1 protein-coding gene is annotated in these 1689 nt (G+C 48.3%); it reads left to right on the top strand.

Annotated elements, in window-relative coordinates; genetic code table 11:
* Positions 1-15: 15 nt before the first annotated feature.
* On the top strand, positions 16-1689 hold a 1674-nt coding region (locus ACZND6_RS12835; RefSeq protein WP_489524776.1), incomplete at its 3' end, for an IS1634 family transposase.

Raw genomic sequence — 1689 nt, 5'->3', positions numbered from 1 at the left:
TGTAGGTCTATTTAAATGGGTCGCCCTAGAATTTACGATACTCCGCACTTCTGCCTCCACACTTACGTTAGGAAGGGACACACTTACGTCGAGGCTTACAGAAATGAATGGGATCCGGAGAAGAAGCGCTCACGCATCGCACAAAGAAAGTACGTCGGAGCCTTGGATACAACGACCGGAAGAGTGCGGCTCGGTAAGAAATATCTTTCAGAGAACCCACACTATGAAGGTAAGGCCCTTTATTACGAAGACAAGCAGCTTGTTGAACGAACACCGGAAGAAGTTCAGGAGGAGCTGGGCAAAAGAGTTCCGAGCCCTCTTAATGACATAGTCAGTTACGGTGCTTCCGCTGCGTGCTGGCTGGTTGCACAGAAAAGCGGAATGCTCGATGATTTAAAAGAGATTTTCGGGGCCGAGGTCGGATCAGACTTGTTAAGACTTGCTGTCTACCAGTACCTCGACGGCGGCTCTATGGATTGCTTTGAGCAATGGGCCTCTCAGCACTGGCTGCCTAAAGCCCGAACCTTCTCAGGCCAACGCATCAGCGAGATGCTCTCAAAAATAACCCATCAGGATATTACGTCCTACCTAAAACTTCGGAATCAAAGGTGCGTAGAACACTTTAATAAGGTAAAGACTCAGGCTGAAGAACTCAAAAAACCGGGCCCCAGATTCCGCTATCTCGCGTTGGACTCCACGGCGCTCAGCACCTACTCGGTAACCATCAGCAACGCTGCATACGGATACGCAAAACAAAATCCGGAACTGCGGCAAGTTAACTTCACTTTAGGCGTCGACTATCTGAACGGCGATGTCTGCTACGCCTACGAAAGCGAAGGCAGTATCACAGATAAATCCGTCTATCCTCATCTGATGATGGATCTGCACCACAACGGCTACAACCTTCAGGACACGGTTATCGTTACGGATCGAGGTTACCAGAGCATCTACAACATCCAGCGGTTACTTGATATTGAAATTAATTACGTCTGCGGCGTCCCCCTTACGGAAGAAAGCGTCAAGCAGCTCTTTGAAAGATATAAATCAAGCCTTGGCAATCCGGCATTCCTTAACGGCCGACTGAAAGTTGCCGCCAGAACAAGCGAAGAGCTCTGGGAAAAAAACACTGCCTCCGGTCCTTTGCACCTTAGCACTTCGCTGCATTTGTATAGATACCCTGAACTTGCTGCCCAACAGGCCATCTCTCTTCATCAAAGAGTCGAGGAAGTACTGGAGAAGAAAAACAGCGGAGAAAAGGTGCATCCGGCTGACTGGAGCAGAGTCAGAAATTACATTGTTGAAAATAGTAAGGATGTCTGGGGCAAAAATATCAAAGGCTTAGAAGAATTCTTAACTCGAGCCGGGTGCTTCGCTATTAGAACCAATTGCATCAAGGACCCGTTTGAATGCCTGGAGGTTTACAAGCAAAGGCAGATCGTCGAAACGGCTTTTAGACAGATGAAAGTTCTCAACGGGAACAATCGGCTGCGCTGCACTGAAAGGACCTATGTCGGTAAGCTCCTGCTCTTTGTTATCGCTCAATCTTTAAGAATGAGGATGCTCTACACGGTCAAAGAAAACGAGCAAAAGCTCGACTTGGATTTGCCGGGAGATTCTTTAGATAAGGCCATGGCAATGCTTAAAGGAATCATGGCGATTAGACCGCCGAGCAAAGCTGTCTGGGCAGGA

The sequence above is a fragment of the Parasutterella sp. genome, from assembly GCF_057870745.1.
This window is presented reverse-complemented; position numbering and strand designations above follow the sequence as displayed.